14 protein-coding genes are annotated in these 19,706 nt (G+C 60.0%); 1 reads left to right on the top strand and 13 read right to left on the bottom strand.

Translation table 11 applies throughout. The annotated features are described in order from the left end of the window. Positions 1-259: 259 nt before the first annotated feature. Positions 260-4,255, top strand: a complete 3,996-nt coding sequence (locus tag ASG55_RS18090) for a hypothetical protein (protein WP_156388203.1) — start codon at positions 260-262, stop codon at positions 4,253-4,255. Positions 4,256-4,390: 135 nt separating this feature from the next. On the opposite strand, the gene nuoN is transcribed toward ASG55_RS18090, so the two are convergent. The 13 genes from nuoN to ASG55_RS18155 form a co-directional block, all read right to left on the bottom strand. Beyond that, entirely contained in the window at positions 4,391-5,854 is a 1,464-nt protein-coding gene (gene nuoN, locus ASG55_RS18095; RefSeq protein WP_024013420.1) for an NADH-quinone oxidoreductase subunit NuoN, read from the bottom strand. Positions 5,855-5,861: 7 nt separating this feature from the next. Further along, positions 5,862-7,394 (bottom strand): NADH-quinone oxidoreductase subunit M, encoded by a 1,533-nt coding sequence (gene nuoM, locus ASG55_RS18100; RefSeq protein ID WP_016775285.1) that lies wholly within the window; start codon positions 7,392-7,394, stop codon positions 5,862-5,864. Positions 7,395-7,433: 39 nt separating this feature from the next. Further along, complete coding sequence (gene nuoL / locus ASG55_RS18105) at positions 7,434-9,287, bottom strand: NADH-quinone oxidoreductase subunit L (protein WP_024013419.1); 1,854 nt, start codon at positions 9,285-9,287, stop codon at positions 7,434-7,436. Next, a complete protein-coding gene (nuoK, locus tag ASG55_RS18110; RefSeq protein ID WP_003180046.1) occupies positions 9,284-9,592 on the bottom strand; it encodes an NADH-quinone oxidoreductase subunit NuoK in 309 nt (102 codons plus the stop codon). Before nuoK ends, nuoL begins: the two co-directional genes overlap by 4 nt. A 3-nt stretch (positions 9,593-9,595) precedes the next feature. Next, positions 9,596-10,096 carry an NADH-quinone oxidoreductase subunit J gene (gene nuoJ, locus ASG55_RS18115; protein ID WP_007951462.1) on the bottom strand — a complete coding sequence of 167 codons (501 nt, stop codon included), beginning with the start codon at positions 10,094-10,096 and terminating at the stop codon, positions 9,596-9,598. A 9-nt stretch (positions 10,097-10,105) separates the two neighbouring features. Then, positions 10,106-10,654, bottom strand: a complete 549-nt coding sequence (gene nuoI, locus ASG55_RS18120) for an NADH-quinone oxidoreductase subunit NuoI (protein ID WP_016775283.1) — start codon at positions 10,652-10,654, stop codon at positions 10,106-10,108. 11 nt (positions 10,655-10,665) lie between these two features. Continuing rightward, positions 10,666-11,673, bottom strand: coding sequence for an NADH-quinone oxidoreductase subunit NuoH (gene nuoH, locus ASG55_RS18125; RefSeq protein ID WP_039763316.1), 1,008 nt, complete (start codon positions 11,671-11,673; stop codon positions 10,666-10,668). Next, positions 11,670-14,384 (bottom strand): NADH-quinone oxidoreductase subunit NuoG, encoded by a 2,715-nt coding sequence (nuoG, locus tag ASG55_RS18130; RefSeq protein WP_056788877.1) that lies wholly within the window; start codon positions 14,382-14,384, stop codon positions 11,670-11,672. Before nuoG ends, nuoH begins: the two co-directional genes overlap by 4 nt. Before the next feature lie 136 nt (positions 14,385-14,520). Continuing rightward, entirely contained in the window at positions 14,521-15,876 is a 1,356-nt protein-coding gene (nuoF, locus tag ASG55_RS18135) for an NADH-quinone oxidoreductase subunit NuoF (RefSeq protein ID WP_056788880.1), read from the bottom strand. Beyond that, entirely contained in the window at positions 15,873-16,370 is a 498-nt protein-coding gene (nuoE, locus tag ASG55_RS18140) for an NADH-quinone oxidoreductase subunit NuoE (RefSeq protein WP_056788883.1), read from the bottom strand. The genes nuoF and nuoE overlap by 4 nt, the downstream gene beginning before the upstream one ends. A gap of 2 nt (positions 16,371-16,372) precedes the next feature. Beyond that, on the bottom strand, positions 16,373-18,157 hold the full coding sequence (nuoC, locus tag ASG55_RS18145; RefSeq protein ID WP_056788887.1) for an NADH-quinone oxidoreductase subunit C/D: 1,785 nt from the start codon (positions 18,155-18,157) through the stop codon (positions 16,373-16,375). 69 nt (positions 18,158-18,226) lie between these two features. Then, positions 18,227-18,901, bottom strand: coding sequence for a NuoB/complex I 20 kDa subunit family protein (locus ASG55_RS18150; RefSeq protein WP_016775278.1), 675 nt, complete (start codon positions 18,899-18,901; stop codon positions 18,227-18,229). Positions 18,902-18,911: 10 nt separating this feature from the next. Continuing rightward, positions 18,912-19,325 (bottom strand): NADH-quinone oxidoreductase subunit A, encoded by a 414-nt coding sequence (locus ASG55_RS18155; RefSeq protein ID WP_003223812.1) that lies wholly within the window; start codon positions 19,323-19,325, stop codon positions 18,912-18,914. Positions 19,326-19,706: the final 381 nt, after the last annotated feature.

A 19,706-nucleotide genomic window follows, 5' to 3' on the forward strand; every position in this document is an offset into this window, starting at 1 on the left:
AAATGCCTGGGCAGGAACAAAGTAACGACAAAATGAACTTGGGTAACCTGTCAAACCTGACAGGTTTTCAACAGTTTTTTAGGCCTTATGGAAATCAATTGAATTGCTGTTATGCAATTTGCAAATGCTGACTTTTCCATGCTCAAGCATGACCGTCCGTCCGAACTGTCACAGTTGACAGGTAGCCGCAAGGAATGCACGACGTCAAGAATCGCATCTGAAGATCGGCAATTGCGCCGGGATAACGGGAGCGATGGATATGGATGACGAAAACAAGCTGCAACCGAATGGCCTGTGGCCGGCGCCTTTGATTTTGTCACCTTTAAGCAACTCTACAGTCTCGCCAGGCGGGTTCAATATCGTCGCTCTATCTCCTGGAGGAGTCACTGATAGTTGGAAAATCGAATGCTGGGGAGAAGCAACTGACCATCATGGTTCAGAAGATGAGTGGGCAAAGCTGGAGCATTGGGTACCTGATACGTCTTTTGATCGCTTTGGTGCGTACTTCAATTTCAAAGTCAGGTACAAGCAGGTCTGGGTCTGGAGTGAATGGGCTGAATGTCACAATTTGTATGTGCCGCAACCTGTACCGCCCGATCCGGCCAAACCGCCAAAACCGACCATTTATCCGCCACCCAAGCCGGCATCAGTAAGAGAGTCACTGGGCATTGGCGGCGTTTTGCTTAATGCCAAGGTGCACATGTACACCGACAGAGACATACCGGTGCCTGGCATTTACGTTGTCAACACAGGCATTTTCATGCCAACAGCGGAGTGGGTTGCAGGTACCACTCGGGTCAAGGTTGTGCAGATCCTGAACGGCATGGCTTCGGATCCGAGCAATCTGGTTTCCGTTTCAGTGGGGCTATCCAGACCAAGCATTGACTGGCCACCGAACCCGGCCATGGGTAATCAAACGCTAAACATAACCGGCGTAGAGACAGGTGACGTCACGCTGCGAATGTTTACCGAGGCAGACGCACTTGTCGCTGGCAGTTTCACCGGTAGTGGCGCAACTCGCGTATTTACGCCCACAGAGAGATGGCGCGGTGGCACGACCGTTGTATCTGTTGTGCAGACCCTGGGCGGTGTGTCTTCCGATCCAAGCCTTTCGGTCTCCGTTAGAGTGAAGCCATTCAAACCCTACATCTCACTCCCGCCCAACCCGTCTTCCAGTACCCAGTCACTGGAAATTACCGGTGTTGCGAACGGCGACGTTACTTTGCAGATGTCTAACGCCGCCGATGGCGTGGTGGCCGGCAGTTTTACCGGCAGTGACAGCAAACGTACTTTCACCCCAACGGCGAACTGGGCTGCGGGTATCACCCGCGTCAAGGTCGTGCAGACTGTAGACGGTATGCATTCTGATCCGAGTGGACCGGTTTCTGTGCCAGTGAAACCCTCCAGACCAAGCATTGCCGAACCACCGAAACCGGCGTTGGGCAATCAAACGCTAAAAATAAGCGGTGTGGTGAGCGCTGTGGTCAGCCTGCAAATGTATACCGCCGCAAATGCCCCTGTAGCTGGCAGCTTTACCGGCAATGGCGATACTCGCATTTTTTATCCAGCGGTCAACTGGGGTGGGGGCATCACCGTGGTCACGGTTGTGCAGAGTGTTGACGGTATAGCCTCCGACCCGAGCGCCCCGGTTCCTATTGCAGTGAAGCCGTCCAAACTAACCATTACACCACCACCCAGTCCGGCTGCAGCGAAAGAGCCGTTGATCATTACCGGTGTTTCCTCGGGCGTTGCCGTCCTACAAATGTCCACCACCGGAGGTGCGCCGATAGAGGGCGAGTTCGCCGGTAGTGGCACGGAGCGTACCTTTGTATCAAAAACTGGCTGGAAGCCAGGCAGTACGGACGTCTGGGCCGTGCAAACGATAAACGGGATGGTCTCGGATCCAAGCGATCCGGTCACTGTTTCGGTAATAGAGAAGCCTCCCGCCCCCGTAATCATTCAGCCTCTACCCCACACCGTTCATCATGCCGATGTCAGGGTGCAAGGAACGTGCATTGCGGGAGCGACGATCACCTTGCAAAGTGCCGCTGGCACCTCTCTGCAAGGCGACCTGACCTACGATGCAACGACATGGTCTTTCGAGTACCTGTGGCTGCCCGGTCCTAAACATATCAAGGCGCAGCAGAGTGTGAATGGAGATACGTCTGAAGCAACCGCTGTCCTCGAGTTCTACATCAAGCCAGCTACGCCTGACATCGAGCCGCCAACCGACCCGGCAACACCGAAACAGCCTTTGAAAATCACCGGTGTCGCGTCAGGCGTCGTCACCCTGCAAATGTTCACCCAACCCGATAGAGCTGTGCCTGGCGAATTCGCCAGCAACGGAGCCAACCGCCACTTCACACCGGCGGCGGATTGGTCGTCCGGCGAAAACACCGTCTACGTCATCCAGACAGTAAACGGCGTGGACTCTGACCCCAGTGACTTGTGCACTTTCACCGTGGAGGTGGAGGACCGGCCCGACGCCCCTCAATTCCGGCAGCCACAGGCGGGAGGCATAACCTCAAGGTATCCCACCCTCAAGATCGCCGGCCTGCCAGGCGCGCTGCAAACCGTTCGTTTTGAGAACGGCGCGACGTTGCACGAAGAGACAGCGGGTGCAGACGGGATCCTGACATTCACAGTGGTGGAACCGTTGGATCCAGGCACCATTATCCTTGAGGCTAAACAGGCCAGCGGTGGGACTGATTCGGATTGGAGCGCGCCGCATCGGTTTACGGTCAAGGCTGCCCCGTCAACTCCATCGATCGAAGCGCCACGGGCGAACTCCGAAACATCACGCTATCCGAGGATTCGAGGTACAGGAGCAACGGGAGGTGAGATTGTCCTGCGTCATGCGCTTGATCCCAAGGAAGAGTTTGCCATCGTCGACGGTTCAACCCGGTGGAATTGGACCGCAGAAAAAGCGTGGCCCCTCGGAGACTACGCCGTGCAGGCCCGGCAGACATTCGACGGCGACTGGTCCGACTGGACTGAGGCTCGCTCCTTCAAGGTCAGCGAATCGCGGTATGCCATTGGCGACGCTACACCCGCCATCGGTACACCGGTGGTGGGCACCGAGCAGAGCGTGCTGTTGCGAATCCAGGTCATCTCCGGTGTCAGCGGGGAGGTAGCGGCTGGCGTGGAGGTGAAGTGGCGCGTCAATGGCAAGGAGGAATTGCTGGCGACAACGCAGACCGACGTCAACGGCTGGACCAGTTATCGCTATACACCTGAGACAGTCGGCAAGCATGACATTCTGGCGGACGTCACTCAGGATAACGCCGGTGTGATTTTGACCGAACTCTATGAAGTGAATGCCGTACTGGACGATGTCTGGGCGCAGGCAGCAGAGCTTTATCTGGACGGTGAGCGCGTCGACCCTGCAAGCGAACTCGTGCTGTTGAGAAAAAACCTGCCCTATAAGCTGGAGCTGAAGATTGCCGACGACAGTGTTTTGATTGGCTCTACCGTCACTTTGCAGAACTTCTGGGGCGCGAAGGAACGAGGCCTGACTTTCAACCCTGATCTGGGCACGCCACTGACTATAAACAAAGGATCGTCAATCCATTGGTATATTTCTACCGAAGAGGCGAACAGTGGTTTTTATGGTTTGAGTCTGGCCAGTTCGATACTGCGCGACTGGGAGCTGCCCGGGCGAGTGGAAGCGGGGGATTTGGCTGACGCCGTGAGGTTTGATCTGGATGGGTTGCCCCAGGTGTTCGGTGGTGCCCCGGCGTACCCCTGCCTTGGGGCCACGCATACATTGACTTTGCGACCCCAGGACAGCAGTTTTTTGCTCGGCCAGGACGTGGTTCTGGAGTTGAGTGCGCAAGCGGCCGATCTAGGCGTGACCTTGAGTCCGAGCATCCCGCAAACGCTCGGCGAGGACGGGGTGAGCTGGTTGCTGAACTGCGTCGACAGTACCAGTGCCGGCGATTTCGCAGTCTGGTTGAAGGTGCCGGCGCTGGAATTCAGTTCGCTGGAGTTGCCCATGTCGCTGGCGCATAACAGTGCTGAGGTATCTGAAAGATTCGGCCCTCAGCAAATGGGAGGTTCGGCCTCGTTCTGGAGATATGGCATTCGCGCGGTTTCCACTTTCACGGGGCTGCCGGCGGGGGGAGTGCCGGTGACCGTCGCGGTGACTGGCAAGCCAACCATGGAAAATGTTACTGCTCGCGATGGCTGGATATTTATCAGCTACTACGACGGAGAGTCTGCAAGCCTGACCATTCGTAACCGCTATGGAAAGTAGTGGCTGAGCAAGCGTCGACAAGGGGAGTGAGGCGCGGTACTCGTCGAGGGTAGTTTGCTGTGCAACAAATCCCGGACAAAAAAAACGGCACCTGCGAAGGTGCCGTTTTCATGTGTAGCCAGATCAGCCGAGCAATCAGCCCGCCAGACCAGCCTGCTGTACCAGCACCAGCAATGGCTGCGGGTACACGCCCAGGAAGAAAGCGACCAGGGCGATGGCCAGCAGCATTACGCCGCCTGCCTTCTGTTCCCAGTGCAATTGGGCGTCGTGGCGACGCAGGTTTGGCTCGATCAGGTACAGGGTGACCATCACGCGCAGGTAGTAGAACACGCCGATGGCGCTGCCCAGTACCAGTGCGCCGACCAGCCACCACTGACGCGTTTCGACGCCGCTGGCGATGATGTAGAACTTGCCGATGAAGCCAGCGGTCAGCGGAATGCCGGCCAGGGACAGCATCATCACGGTGAGCACGGCGGTCAGATACGGACGGCGCCAGAACAGGCCGCGGTACTCGTACAGGGCGTCGGCGTCGCGGCCGTTGTACGGCGAGGACATCAGGGTGATCACGCCGAACGCGCCGAGGCTGGTGATGACATAAGTCACCAGATAGACGCCGATGGCTTCTACCGCCAGCCCCTTGCTCGCCACCAGTGCGATCAGCAGATAGCCGAAGTGCGCGATGGACGAGTAACCGAGCAGACGCTTGAGGTTGCTCTGGGTCAGGGCCAGCAGGTTACCGAACAGGATCGAGGCGACCGCGATAACGCTGAGCACATCGCTCAGCACACCACTGCTGGCAGCAGGGGAGAGCTGGAACAGACGCACCATCACCGCAAACACCGCGACCTTCGAAGCGGTGGCGAGGAACGCCGCCACTGGTGCCGGAGCACCTTCGTAGACGTCGGGCGTCCACAGGTGGAACGGTACCAGCGACAGCTTGAACGCCAGACCGATCAGCATCATGCCCAGGCCCAGTTGCGCCAGCGGGCTTGGCAGGCCGGTTGCAGCCAGGGCCTGACCGATGCCGACGAAACTCAGCGAACCGGCGTCTGCGTAGAGCAGCGCCATACCGAACAGAAGGAACGCGGAACCGGCGGCCGACAGCACCATGTATTTGATGCCGGCTTCCAGCGAACGCTTGTTGAAGAAGGCGTAAGCGACCAGACCGTAGACCGGTACCGAGAGCAGTTCCAGACCGATGAACAACCCGGCCAGATGCTGCGCGCTGACCAACACCAGACCACCGGCGGCGGCCATCAGGATCAGCAGGTACAGTTCTTCGCGATTGCCCGGGTAGCCCGAACCGCCATCACCCAGATAAGCGTGGGCAAGGGTGACGCAGGCGAGGGTGGCGACCAGGATCATCGCCATGTACAGGCAGGCAAACGCGTCGATCTGCAGCAACGGGGTCACGGCCAGAGGCGCGACTTTCAACGCAGGCAGGATCGACAGCAGGGCCAGGTTCAGACCCGCCACCGAAATCAGGAAGGTCTGCGAATGGTTGCGGCGCCAGGCGATTGCCAGCATCACCACGATAATGGTGAGGCTGGTGATCAACAGTGGCGCAAGCGCAATAAAGTGTTGAATCGTGAATTCCATAGCGCTCTTACCGGGCCGAAGCGAGTTGAGAGAAGGCGGTGCCGAGCCACTGCTGCACGCCATGCATGGTGGCGGCAGAGGTGTCGAGGAACGGTTGCGGGTAGACGCCGAGGTAAATCAGCAACACCGCCAGACCGAGCACCATGATCAGTTCGCGCGCATCCATGCCGTGCAGCACCGCGTCGGATTTCGACGGGCCGAAGTAGGCACGGTGAATCATGATCAGCGAGTAGACCGAACCGAACACCAGACCGGACGTGGCAATCGCCGTGACCCATGGAGCGCTGGCGAAGGAACCGATCAGGATCAGGAACTCGCCGACAAAGTTACCGGTGCCCGGCAAGCCCAGCGACGCCGCAGCGAAGAACAGGCTGATCGCCGGCAGGTAAGCGATACGCGACCACAGACCGCCCATCTCACGCATGTCACGAGTATGCAGACGCTCGTACAACTGACCGCTGAGGATAAACAGCGCCGCTGCCGACAGGCCGTGCGCCAGCATCTGGATCACTGCGCCTTGCAGCGCCAGTTGGCTGCCGGAGTAGATGCCGATCAACACGAAGCCCATGTGGGAAACGGAAGAGAAGGCAATCAGACGCTTGATGTCGGTTTGTGCGAACGCCAGGAACGCGCCGTAGAAGATCCCGATCAGACCGAGGGTCATGGCGATCGGCGCGAACTCCGCCGAAGCGTTCGGGAACAGCGGCAGGGCGAAACGCAGCAGACCGTAGGCCGCAGTTTTCAGCAGGATACCGGCGAGGTCGACGGAACCGGCAGTCGGTGCCTGGGCGTGAGCGTCAGGCAGCCAGGAGTGGAACGGTACGACGGGCAGCTTGACCGCGAAGGCGATGAAGAAGCCGAGCATCAGAATGTACTCGGTGGTCATCGACATCTTGGTTTTCAACAGGTCGGCGTAGTTGAAGGTGATCACGCCGGTATTGTTGAAGTTGACCAGCACCAGACCGAGGATCGCCACCAGCATGATCAGGCCGGACGCCTGAGTGAAGATGAAGAACTTGGTCGCTGCGTAGATCCGGGTTTTCTTGCCGTCCGAAGAACTGTGACCCCAGAGCGCGATGAGGAAGTACATCGGCACCAGCATCATTTCCCAGAAGAAGAAGAACATGAACAGGTCGAGGGCGAGGAACACGCCGACCACACCGCCCAGGATCCACATCAGGTTCAGGTGGAAGAAGCCAACGTGACGTTGAATCTCTTTCCACGAGCAGAGTACCGAGAGGATACCCAGCAGACCGGTCAGCAGGATCATCAACAGCGACAGGCCGTCGAGGGCCAGGTGCACGTTGATGCCGAAACGCTGGATCCAGACATGCTTGAACTCAAGCGCCCAGGTCGGATCGGCGCCCGGCGCCGGTGCGAATGAATAGTCACCGTGGGCCCACAGCCAGAGGCCGAGCGCGAGTTCCAGGGTCATGGTCAACAGCGCAATCCAGCGCGGGAGGGTAGCGCCGAAGCGCTCACCCATCCAGCACAGCAGGCCGCCGATGAAGGGGATCAGGATTAGCCAAGGCAGAATCATGACGGGCTCGTTTCCTTTCGCAAATTCGCAAGGTTCATATCAGACCGCTACCAGCACGATGGCGCCGATCACCAGCACGGCACCAGCAGCCATCGAGGCGGCGTACCAACGCAGTTGACCGGTCTCGGTGCGGCTCAGGGCAGTGTGACCACCCTTGGCCATACGCGGGATCAGACCGATGGTCTGGTCGAGCGGGTCTTTGCGCAGTACATGGCTGATCGCAAGGTACGGCTTGACGAACAGTTTGTCGTAGATCCAGTCGAAGCCCCAGGCAGCGAACCACCAGGCCGAAAGGAAACGGCCGATGCCGCTGTTGGCGATCGCCGTGACGAAGCGACGCTTGCCGAGGAACAGCAGCGCTGCCAGCAGGATACCGGCCAGGGCGATGGCGCCCGAGGCGATTTCCAGACTGTGTTTGGCTTCGCCACCGGCATGCCCGACGCTTTGCGGCAGTACGCCGTGCAGCGGTGGCACGATCATCGCGCCGACGAAAGTCGACAGCACGATCAGTACCGACAGCGGCAGCCAGTGGGCAATGCCGTGGCCGGCGTGGGCTTCGGTCTTGGCTTCACCGTGGAACGCGATGAAGATCAGGCGGAAGGTATACAGCGACGTCATGAACGCACCGACCAGACCTGCGTAAAGCAGACCCTGGTTGCCGCTGGCGAACGCTTCCCAGAGGATTTCGTCCTTGGAGTAGAAGCCTGCGGTAACCAGTGGCAGAGCGGCCAGCGCGGCACCACCGACGATGAAGCTGGCGTAGGCCAGTGGCAGTTTCTTCCACAGACCGCCCATCTTGAAGATGTTCTGCTCGTGGTGGCAGGCGACGATCACCGCACCGGAAGCAAGGAACAGCAGGGCCTTGAAGAAGGCGTGGGTCATCAGGTGGAAGATCGCGCCTTCCCAGGCGCCAACGCCCAGCGCCAGGAACATGTAGCCGATCTGGCTCATGGTCGAGTAGGCGAGGATACGTTTGATGTCGGTCTGCACCAGCGCGGCGAAACCGGCCAGTACCAGGGTCACGCCACCGACGATGCCGACGAGGTGCAGGATGTCCGGCGCCAGCGCAAACAGACCGTGGGTACGGGCAATCAGGTAGACACCGGCGGTCACCATGGTCGCGGCGTGGATCAGTGCCGAAACCGGGGTAGGGCCGGCCATCGCATCCGCGAGCCAGGTTTGCAGCGGCAGTTGCGCCGATTTACCGACAGCACCGCCGAGCAGCATCAGGGTTGCCAGAACGATCCAGAAGTCACCGACCTTGAAGTGCTCCGGCGCACGTACCAGCAGTTCCTGGACGTTCAGCGTGCCCAGTTGCTGGAACAGGATGAACAGGCCGATGGCCATGAACACGTCGCCGATGCGGGTGACGATGAACGCCTTGAGTGCCGCGTTACCGTTGTTGCGGTTGCTGTAGTAGAAACCGATCAACAGGTACGAGCACAGGCCCACGCCTTCCCAGCCGAAGTAGATGAACAGCAGGTTATCGCCGAGGATCAGGAACAGCATGCTGGCGATGAACAGGTTGGTGTACGAGAAGAAGCGCGAGTAACCGTCTTCGCCACGCATGTACCAGGACGCGAACAGGTGGATCAGGAAGCCGACGCCGACGACCACGCCGAGCATGGTCACCGACAGGCCATCCAGGTACAGCGCGAAGTTCGGCTGGAAACCTTCCACCGACATCCAGCGCCACAGCACCTGGGTGTACACGCCACCTTCCGGCGGCGCGACGTTGAATTGCCAGATCACGTAAGCGGTGACGATGGCCGACAGGCCGATCGAACCGACACCGATCAGCGCCGAGAGGTTTTCCGAGAAGCGGCCGCGCGAGAACGACAGCAACAGGAACCCGATCAGAGGGAATACGAAAGTCAGAAAGAGTAGGTTCATCCGCGCATCTCACTGGCAGCGTCGATATCGAGCGTGTGGAAGCGGCGATACAGTTGCAGCAGGATCGCCAGGCCAATACTGGCCTCGGCTGCGGCAAGGCTGATCACCAGGATGAACATGATCTGTCCATCCGGCTGCGCCCAGCGGGCGCCCGCAACGATGAAGGCCAGGGCAGAGGCGTTCATCATCACTTCCAGACTCATCAACACGAACAAGATGTTGCGGCGGACCATCAGGCCGACCAGACCAAGGCAGAACAGGATGCCGGCAACGGCTAAACCATGTTCGAGAGGGATAGCAGGCATGTCTTACTCCTTCGCCTCGTTACGGCCCAAATGGAACGCCGTGACGGCTGCGGCGAGCAGCAGCATCGAGGCGAGTTCGACCACCAGCAGGTACGGGCCGAACAGGCTGATGCCCACGGCTTTCGCGTCTACGGTGGTGTGGCCGATGGCCTGGCCGCTCTGGTGAGCGAACAGCACATACAGCAGTTCGGCCAGCAGCAGCGCGGCAAGAATCACCGGTCCTGCCCAGATGCCGGGCTTGAGCCAGGTGCGTTCCTGCTGCACCGAGGCGGGACCGAGGTTGAGCATCATCACCACGAACACGAACAGCACCATGATGGCACCGGCGTAGGCGATCACTTCCAGCACGCCGGCGAACGGCGCGCCGAGGGCGAAGAAGGTCATGGCCACGGCAATCAACGAGATGATCAGGTAGAGCAGGGCGTGCACGGGGTTGGTGTTGGTGACCACACGCAGCGTGGACACCACAGCAATACCCGATGCGAAATAGAAAGCGAATTCCATCGTTCTTCCTTAAGGCAGCAAGCTCTTCACGTTGATCGGTTCGGCTTCGTTCTGCGCAGCGCCTTTCGGCTTGCCAGCGATTGCCATACCTGCAACACGATAGAAGTTGTAATCAGGGTTTTTGCCGGGGCCGGAGATCAGCAGATCTTCTTTCTCGTACACCAGGTCCTGACGTTTGAACTCGGCCATCTCGAAATCCGGGGTCAGCTGGATCGCGGTGGTCGGGCAGGCTTCCTCGCAGAGACCGCAGAAAATGCAGCGCGAGAAGTTGATCCGGAAGAAGTCCGGGTACCAGCGACCGTCTTCGGTTTCAGCTTTCTGCAGCGAGATGCAACCCACCGGGCAGGCCACGGCGCACAGGTTGCAGGCTACGCAGCGTTCTTCGCCATCGGGGTCGCGGGTCAGGACGATGCGGCCACGGTAGCGCGGCGGCAGATAGACCTGCTCTTCGGGGTATTGCAGGGTGTCGCGTTTGCGAAAGCCATGGCCGAAGACCATGACCAGGCTGCGCAACTGGGTACCGGTACCCTTAACGATGTCGCCAATATATTTGAACATGGGTCAAATCCTCACTGAACCGCAACCGCAGGCGTGTTCAACAACACAACCGCAGCGGTCACCAGCAAATTGATCAGGGTCAGTGGCAGGCAGAATTTCCAGCTGAAATCCATCACCTGGTCATAACGCGGACGCGGGATGGAAGCGCGCAGCAGGATGAACAGCATGATGAAGAACGCGGTCTTCAGTGCGAACCAGACGAAGGACAGTTGCGGCAGGATGCCGAACGGACCGTGCCAGCCACCGAAGAACAGGGTGACCAGCAGCGCCGAGATCAGGATGATGCCGATGTATTCACCGACGAAGAACATGCCCCATTTCATACCGGCGTATTCAATGTGGTAACCGTCGGCCAGTTCCTGTTCCGCTTCCGGCTGGTCGAACGGGTGACGGTGAGTCACGGCGACGCCAGCGATGAAGAAGGTACAGAAGCCGAAGAACTGCGGAATGATGAACCACAGGTTCTGCGCCTGGTATTCGACGATGTCGCGCATGTTGAACGAGCCGACCTGCACCACGATGCCCATCAGGGCCAGGCCCATGAACACTTCGTAGGACACGGTCTGCGCCGAGGCACGCAAGCTGCCGAGCAGGGCGAACTTGTTGTTGCTCGACCAGCCGGCGAACAGCACCGCATACACCGACAGACCGGCCATGGCGAAGAAGAACAGCAGGCCGATGTTCAGATCCGCCACGCCCCAGGTCGGGGTGATCGGGATGATCGCGAAGGCGATCAGCAGGGCGGACATGGCCACCACCGGTGCCAAGGTGAAGATCACCTTGTCGGCAAACGGCGGGGTCCAGTCTTCCTTGAAGAACATCTTCAGCATGTCGGCGGCGATCTGGAACATGCCGAACGGGCCAACGCGGTTCGGACCGTAACGGTCCTGCCACCAGCCCAGCAGGCGACGTTCGACAAAGCTGAGCAAGGCGCCCGCGACCACCACGGCCAGCAGGATCACGATGGCTTTGATGACCGTCAGGATCACATCGATCACTTCAGGGGTGAACCAGGTCATTGCGCTGCCTCCTGCAGACCGTCGACGGATACGCCGGCGAATGCCGGTGGAATGCCGGCGATGCCCGCAGGCAATGCCACCAGACCGGCGCCCAGTTCTTCATTGATGCGCAGCGGCAGACGCAATGTCTGGCCGGCCACGTTCAGGCTCAGCAGGGCACCGTCGTTGACGCCGAGGCGATCCGCTTCGGATTTCGCCAGAGCCACGTACGGAGCCGGAATGCGCTCTTGCACCGGCGCGGCTTTCGAAGAATTTTCTTCGCTGCCGAACAGGTGGTAGAACGGCACGGCCTGCCAAGTGCCCGGCGCCGGATTGAATGCGCGCGGAGCAGCAGCGAACCAGTTCAGCGAGTCGCCAGTGCTTTCGATCAGGCGCGTGCCCGGATCGCCAGCGCGCAGATGACCACCGACTTCGTCCTGGAACTTGTTCCACGCTTGTGGCGAGTTCCAGCCCGGCGACCAGGCGAATGGCACCTGCTGACGCGGTTCGGCGGAGCCCGAGTAACCTTCCATGGAGAAGGCGAACGCGGTGTCCTGGTCTTGCGGAGTGCGTGGTTCGTGAACGCTGATGTCGGCGCGCATTGCGGTGCGACCGGAGTAACGCAGCGGCTCACGGGCCAGTTTCAGACCCTTGATGCGGAAAGCAGCCGACGGTGCAGCATCAACGATGCGCGCCAGTTGCGCGGTGCTCGAGGCAACGGCAGCGGTGACGTGGTCGAGTTGCGTCCAGTCGATCGGCTGGTTCAGCAGGGTCGCGCGCAGGGCGTGCAGCCAGCGCCAGCCTTCGTGCACCAGAATGCTCGCGTCCATGTATTGCGGATCGAAAACCTGGAAGAAGCGCTGGGCGCGGCCTTCCTGGCTGACCAGCGTACCGTCGCCCTCGGCGAAGCTCGCCGCTGGCAGAACCAGGTGCGCGCGACCGGTGGTGGCGGTTTTCTGATGGTCGGCAACGATCACCACTTTTGCAGCGTTCAGTGCGGCATCGACCTTGGCTTTGGCGGTGCGGGTGTACAGATCGTTTTCCAGCACGACGATCGCGTCGGCCTTGCCATCGATGACCGCTTGCAGCGCGGCGTCGACCGACTCGCCACCGAGCATGGCCAGACCGAGGCTGTTGGCCTCCGGCACGATCAGGCTGATCGAACCGTTCTTCTCGCGCAGCTTCAGGGCTTTGGCGATGTTCGCGGCAGCTTCGATCAAGGCTTTGGAGCCCAGCGAAGTACCGGCGATGATCAGCGGGCGCTTGGCGGCGAGCAGGGCATCGGCGATGCGCTGCGCCAGTTCCAGGGCTTCGGTGTCCAGACCTTCAACGGCCGGCGCGCTGGCATCCAGCGCGTGAGCCACGGCGAAACCGATGCGCGCCAGATCGTCGGGAGCGGCGTGTACGCATTCTTCGGCAACGTCGTCGAGTTTGGTTTCGGCGAGGCTGGCGATGAACAGCGGGTTCAGCGCGTGCTGGCCGATGTTCTTCACCGCCGCGTCGAGCCAAGGCTGGACGCGCATGGCTTCGGCCATGTCTTCAGCCTTGCCCTTGACCGACTGACGCAGAGCCAGCGCCATGCGCGCAGCGGTCTGGGTCAGGTCTTCACCGAGGACGAAAATCGCGTCGTGGTCTTCGATATCGCGCATGTTCGGCACTGGCAGCGGGCTGTCGTTCAGCACCTGAAGGACCAGACGAATGCGCTCCAGCTCGGAGGCTTCGATACCCGAATAGAAGTGCTCGGCGCCTACCAGTTCGCGCAACGCGTAGTTGCTCTCGAGGCTGGCGCGTGGCGAACCGATGCCGACGATGTTGCGTCCGCGCAGCAGGTCGGCGGCTTTGTCCAGCGCAGCGTCTAGGCTGAGCTTGGTGCCATCGGCCAGCAGCGGCTGACGTGGACGGTCAGTGCGGTTCACGTAGCCATAACCGAAACGGCCACGGTCGCAGAGGAAATACTGGTTCACCGAACCGTTGAAACGGTTTTCGATGCGACGCAGTTCACCGTAACGCTCGCCCGGGGAAATGTTGCAACCGCTCGAGCAGCCATGGCAGATGCTCGGGGCGAACTGCATGTCCCACTTGCGGTTGTAGCGCTCAGAGTGAGTCTTGTCGGTGAACACGCCGGTCGGGCAGACCTCGGTGAGGTTGCCGGAGAACTCGCTTTCGAGGGTGCCGTCTTCAACGCGACCGAAGTACACGTTGTCGTGGGCGCCGAATACACCGAGGTCGGTACCGCCGGCGTAGTCCTTGTAGAAACGCACGCAGCGGTAGCAAGCGATGCAGCGGTTCATTTCGTGGGAAATGAACGGGCCGAGTTGCTGGTTCTGGTGGGTGCGTTTGCTGAAGCGATAACGGCGCTCGTTGTGGCCGGTCATCACTGTCATGTCTTGCAGGTGGCAGTGACCGCCTTCCTCGCACACCGGGCAGTCGTGCGGGTGGTTGGTCATCAGCCATTCGACAACGCTGGCGCGGAACGCCTTGGATTCTTCATCGTCGATGGAGATCCAGGTGTTGTCGGTGGCAGGGGTCATGCAGGACATGACGATGCGACCACGGGTGTCGTTCTCGTCGGTGTACTGCTTGACCGCGCACTGGCGGCAGGCCCCGACGCTACCGAGCGCGGGATGCCAGCAGAAATATGGAATGTCGAGGCCCAGCGACAGACATGCCTGTAACAGGTTGTCTGCCCCGTCGACTTCGAGCGCTTTGCCGTCTACGTGGATAGTGGCCATGGTTCAAAGGTCTTCGTTGGCCCGGTGTCAGCGGGCGTGGCTAATGGAATCTTGTTATGCGTCCGAATCCAAACAGCCCCGGAGGGCGTCATCGGACGAAAGGCGAAGGGCACGGACCCTTCGCCTTTTTAAGCGTTTAAGCGCCGACTACGATCGGCCTTGCCAGAGGCGGGACGGCGGCGCTGACAGGCGCGATACCGGCTTCGAACTCTGGACGGAAGTATTTGATCGCGCTGCCCAGCGGCTCCACGGCACCCGGTGCGTGAGCACAGAAGGTCTTGCCCGGGCCGAGGAAACCGACCAGGCCCAGCAGGGTCTCGATGTCGCCCGGCTGGCCCTTGCCCTGTTCGATGGCCATCAGGAGCTTGACGCTCCATGGCAGACCATCGCGGCACGGGGTGCAGAAACCGCAGGATTCGCGAGCGAAGAACTGCTCCATGTTGCGCAGCAGCGAGACCATGTTGACGCTGTCATCCACCGCCATCGCCAGACCGGTACCCATCCGGGTGCCGACCTTGGCGATACCGCCGGCATACATTTGTGCGTCGAGGTGCTCGGGCAGGAGGAAACCGGTACCGGCGCCGCCTGGCTGCCAGGCCTTGAGCTTGAAGCCGTCGCGCATGCCGCCGGCGTAATCTTCGAACAGTTCACGACCGGTGACGCCGAATGGCAGTTCCCACAGGCCCGGGTTCTTGACCTTGCCGGAGAAGCCCATGAGCTTGGTGCCCATGTCTTCGGAACCTTCGCGGGCCAACGATTTGTACCAGTCAACGCCGTCGGCAATGATCGCCGGCACGTTGCACAGGGTTTCGACGTTGTTCACACAGGTCGGCTTGCCCCACACGCCGACGGCGGCAGGGAAGGGCGGCTTGGAGCGCGGGTTGGCGCGGCGGCCTTCGAGGGAGTTGATCAGTGCGGTTTCTTCACCGCAGATGTAACGCCCGGCGCCGGTGTGGACGAACAGCTCGAAATCGAAACCCGAACCGAGAATGTTCTTGCCCAGCAGGCCGGCCGCCTTGGCTTCTTCCACGGCGCGGTTGAGGTGCTTGGCGGCGGTGGTGTATTCGCCGCGCAGGAAGATGTAGCCACGGTAGGTTTTCAGCGCGCGGGCACTGATCAGCATGCCTTCGATCAGCAGATGGGGCAGTTGCTCCATCAGCATGCGGTCTTTCCAGGTGTTCGGCTCCATTTCATCCGCGTTGCACAGCAGGTAGCGGATGTTGATGGATTCGTCCTTGGGCATCAGGCCCCACTTCACGCCAGTGGGGAAGCCGGCACCGCCGCGACCCTTGAGGCCAGCGTCTTTGACGGTCTGGACGATGGCGTCCTGATCCATCTCGGCGAAGGCTTTGCGCGCAGCGGCGTAACCGTTCTTGGACTGGTACTCGTCGAGCCACACGGCTTCGCCGTCATCGCGCAGACGCCAGGTCAGCGGGTGAGTCTCGGCCGAGCGCTGGATGCGGTTGGCTGGACCAAAAGATGTCAGGGTCATACGTAGCCCTCGAGCAGTTTGGCCACGCTAGCAGGCTGCACGTCGCCAAAGGTGTCGTCGTCGATCATCAGCGCCGGTGCCTTGTCGCAGTTGCCGAGGCAGCAAACAGGCAGCAGGGTGAAACGACCGTCGGCGGTGGTCTGACCCAGGCCGATGCCCAGATTGGTCTGGATTTCGCTGACCACCGACTCGTGGCCGCCGATGTAGCAGACCATGCTGTCGCAGACGCGAATGATGTGGCGGCCGACCGGCTGACGGAAGATCTGGCTGTAGAACGTCGCCACGCCTTCAACGTCGCTGGCCGGGATGCCGAGGATCTCGCCGATCGCGTAGAGGGCGCCATCCGGCACCCAGCCGCGTTCTTTCTGGACGATCTTCAGGGCTTCGATCGACGCCGCGCGCGGGTCTTCGTAGTGATGCAGCTCGTGCTCGATGGCCGAGCGCTCGGTTTCACTCAAGGTGAAACGGTCTGTCTGGATAAGCGTGCTGTTCATGCTTAGCGGTCCACGTCGGCCATAACGAAGTCGATACTACCCAGGTACGCAATCAAGTCCGCGACCATGCTGCCTTTGATCACCGAAGGGATCTGCTGCAGGTGCGGGAAGCTCGGAGTACGGATCCGGGTACGGTAGCTCATGGTGCCGCCGTCGCTCGTCAGGTAATAACTGTTGATGCCCTTGGTCGCTTCGATCATCTGGAAGGATTCGTTGGCCGGCATGACCGGGCCCCACGAAACCTGCAGGAAGTGCGTGATCAGGGTTTCGATGTGCTGCAGCGTGCGTTCTTTCGGCGGCGGCGTGGTCAGCGGGTGATCCGCCTTGTACGGGCCTTCCGGCATGTTGCGCATGCATTGATCGATGATCTTGATGCTCTGGCGCATCTCTTCGACGCGGACCATGCAGCGGTCGTAGGCATCGCCGTTGACGGCCAGTGGCACTTCGAATTCGAAGTTCTCGTAGCCCGAGTACGGGCGCGCTTTGCGCAGGTCGAAATCGCAACCGGTCGACCGCAGGCCGGCACCGGTGACGCCCCATTCCAGGGCCTCTTTGGTGTTGTAGGCAGCGACGCCGACGGTACGACCCTTGAGGATGCTGTTCTGCAGGGCGGCTTTGGTGTATTCGTCCAGACGCTTGGGCATCCACTCGACGAAGTCCTTGACCAGTTTTTCCCAGCCGCGCGGCAGGTCGTGGGCGACGCCACCGATGCGGTACCAGGCCGGGTGCAGACGGAAACCGGTGATCGCCTCGATCACCGTGTACGCCTTCTGGCGGTCGGTGAAAGTGAAGAACACCGGGGTCATGGCGCCGACGTCCTGGATGTAGGTACCGAGGAACAGCAGGTGGCTGGTGATCCGGAAGAATTCGGCCATCATGATGCGGATGACATCGACCTTCTGCGGCACTTTGATGCCGGCGAGCTTCTCGACCGAGAGCACGTACGGCAGGTTGTTCATCACGCCGCCGAGGTAGTCGATACGGTCGGTGTACGGAATGTAGCTGTGCCAGGACTGACGCTCGCCCATCTTCTCGGCGCCACGGTGGTGGTATCCGATGTCCGGGACGCAGTCGACGATCTCTTCACCGTCCAGCTGCAGGATGATGCGGAACGCACCGTGCGCCGAAGGGTGGTTCGGGCCGAGGTTGAGGAACATGTAGTCCTCGTTGGCTCCGGAACGCTTCATGCCCCAGTCTTCCGGACGGAAACGCGCGGCTTCTTCCTCAAGCTGCTGCTTGGCGAGGTTGAGGCTGAACGGATCGAATTCGGTGGCGCGCGCCGGGAAGTCCTTGCGCAGCGGGTGACCTTCCCAGGTCGGCGGCATCATGATGCGCGACAGGTGCGGGTGGCCTTTGAAGTCGATGCCGAACATGTCCCAGACTTCGCGCTCGTACCAGTTGGCGTTGGGCCAGATGCTGGTGACGGAAGGCATGCTGAGGTCGCCTTCGGACAAGGCCACCTTGATCATCACGTCACTATTACGCTCCAGCGACATGAGGTGATAGAACACGGTGAAATCGGCGCCGGTCGGCAGCCCTTGACGCTTGGTGCGCAGACGCTCGTCCACGCCGTGCAGGTCATAGAGCATGACGTACGGCTTGGGCAGGTTGCGCAGGAAAGTCAGGACTTCAACCAGTCTGGCACGGGCCACCCACAGCACCGGCATGCCGGTGCGGGTTGCCTGCGCGGTGAACGCTTCGGCGCCAAAACGGTTGTTCAGTTCGACGACCACATCCTGGTCGTCTGCCTTGTAAGGCGGGATGTACAGAGCACTGCCTGTAGTCATGGTTATTTTTTCGCTTTCGGTCAACGTAAAGAATGAAGCCAGCTTCTCGTTACTTGGAACAGAACTGGATCAGACTTCGTCAGGGCTGCGCAGATTGGTGACTGCGATTCGCTGTTCGCGGCGCTGTTCCTTCTGCGATGGCATGTCGGCGCGATACACGCCTTGATCACCAACGACCCAGGAAAGCGGACGACGCTCCTGTCCAATCGATTCCTGCAACAGCATCAAGCCTTGCAGAAATGCTTCCGGACGGGGCGGGCAGCCAGGTACGTAGACGTCCACGGGCAAGAACTTGTCCACCCCTTGAACCACGGAGTAGATGTCGTACATGCCGCCGGAGTTGGCGCACGAACCCATGGAGATAACCCATTTCGGTTCGAGCATTTGCTCGTAGAGACGCTGAATGATCGGCGCCATCTTGATGAAGCAGGTACCGGCGATAACCATGAAGTCGGCCTGACGCGGCGAGGCCCGGATGACTTCGGCGCCAAAGCGCGCGATGTCGTGGGGCGCCGTGAAGGCGGTGGTCATTTCCACGTAGCAGCACGACAGGCCGAAGTTGTACGGCCACAGGGAGTTCTTACGTCCCCAGTTGACCGCGCCACTCAGCACGTCTTCCAGCTTGCCCATGAAAATGTTTTTGTGGACTTGATCTTCTAACGGATCGGCAACGGTTTCCCGCTGGCCAATCGGATACTGCTCGTTAGGAGCATCGGGGTCGATCCTGGTGAGATTGTATTGCATTGCCAAAGCCTCATTGTTTCAGCTTCGCCTGCCGCTTGCGACGAGCTTCCGGAGCCCAGTCAAGGGCGCCCACTCGGAACAGGTAGACAAGACCTGCCAACAGAATTGCTATGAAAACGAGAGCTTCGACGAATCCGGTCCAGCCGCTTTCGCGGACGGACACAGACCATGCAAAGAGAAAGAGGGCTTCGATATCGAAGATCACGAAGAGCATCGCGACCAGATAGAATTTGGCTGAGAGCCGCAAGCGGGCGCCACCGGTAGGTAGCATGCCCGACTCGAACGGTTCGTTTTTGCTGCGACCCCAGGCTTTTGACCCGAGGAGGCTGGAGACGCCAAGCATGAAGGCACACAGGCCGACGACACCCAGAAGGAAAATGGCAAAGCCCCAGTTGTGGGCCATGAGTCCTGTCGCTTCGGGCATGCTGGTAATCCTTAACAGAGAGCAAAGGTCTCTGAGCTTGATAAAGAAATAAGGCAGTGACGATATGTCGCAGCAATCAATCGGGCTGATTTTATGGCTAAACACCCGGCAAGTAAAATTCCAAAGGCGAAATTATTTACCGGATTAAGGACATAGCGCCTCCTGAAGGCGCTGCGGCCCATGCGTTGCGGGCATTAGCCGGGTTTCCGTCAATTATGTTTTGTAGGCTTTGTAACGAACATAGTTGCCGCTAAATGATAATTGATATCGTTTGGAGTGGTTTTGTAACTGTTTAACGAGTGAGTGGCTGGGAAGTTGTCTTACTTGCGCGTTACTGCAAGTAGCGAAGCCTACCGTTTTAGCGGAAATTTCTGACGCTTG

Origin of the sequence: Pseudomonas sp. Leaf434, from assembly GCF_001425545.1 — a bacterium.
In the GTDB taxonomy this organism is placed as follows: domain Bacteria; phylum Pseudomonadota; class Gammaproteobacteria; order Pseudomonadales; family Pseudomonadaceae; genus Aquipseudomonas; species Aquipseudomonas siliginis.